The organism is Streptomyces sp. NPDC127092, assembly GCF_042722475.1.
Taxonomy (GTDB): Bacteria; Actinomycetota; Actinomycetes; order Streptomycetales; family Streptomycetaceae; genus Streptomyces.
Window position 1 is genome coordinate 1 of the sequence record NZ_JBHXFE010000442.1, and the last position, 1,004, is coordinate 1,004.

Consider the following 1,004-nt stretch of genomic DNA (forward strand, 5'->3'; position numbering starts at 1 on the left):
TCACATTTGCGCGTATCCTTCTCCCCAGTCGCCCGGGACCGCCGGCGGCCGCCGCTCGGAGCTCGCACCGCACCGGCCATCCCCACCCGATCTGGAGACCCCATGTCCTTCGCAGATCTCATCACCGCCGTGAACGACGTCATCTGGTCCCCGGCCCTGATCTGGCTCTGCCTGATCGTCGGCCTCTACTTCACCGTCCGGACCATGTTCCTGCAGTTCGTGAACATCCCGGACATGGTGAAGCAGCTCCGCGAGGGCCAGGACTCCGCGGACGGCACCTCGTCCCTCCAGTCCCTCATGATGTCGCTCGCCGGCCGCGTCGGCATGGGCAACATCGGCGGCGTCGCCACGGCCATCGCGTTCGGCGGCCCCGGCGCCGTGTTCTGGATGTGGGTCATGGCCCTGCTCGGTGCCGCCACGTCCTTCATCGAGTCCACGCTCGGCCAGATCTACAAGGAGCGCGACCCGGACACCGGCGAGTACCGCGGCGGCCCGGCGTACTACTTCGAGAAGGCCTACAAGCACACGGCCGCCGCCCCCGCGTTCAAGGTGTACGCCATCCTGTTCGCCGTCGTCACCGTCTTCGCCACCAGCTACTTCCTGCCGGGCGTGCAGGCCAACGGCGTGGCCGCGGCCGTGGGCGAGGCGTGGGCCGTGCCCGCCTGGGTCGTGGCCCTGGCTATGGTCATCCTGCTGGCCTTCATCGTCCTGGGTGGCGTGAAGCGCATCGCGACGTTCGCCGTCTACGTGGTGCCCGTGATGGCCGTGCTGTACATCATCCTCGCGCTGATCGTGCTGTTCCTGAACTTCGACCAGATCCCCGAGGTCTTCGGCTCCATCTTCGCCAGCGCGTTCGGCGTGCACGCCGTCTTCGGCGCGATCCTCGGCCTCGCCATCCAGTGGGGCGTGAAGCGCGGCGTCTACTCCAACGAGGCCGGCCAGGGCACGGGCCCGCACGCCGCCGCGGCCGCCGAGGTCTCGCACCCGGCCAAGCAGGGCTTCGT

Annotated in this window: 1 protein-coding gene; it reads left to right on the forward strand. The window is 68.8% G+C overall.

The window, feature by feature from the left end; genetic code table 11:
• Positions 1-102: 102 nt before the first annotated feature.
• Positions 103-1,004 (forward strand): alanine/glycine:cation symporter family protein (locus tag ACFWJO_RS41135; RefSeq protein WP_386873545.1); only part of this gene is annotated, 902 nt, incomplete at its 3' end.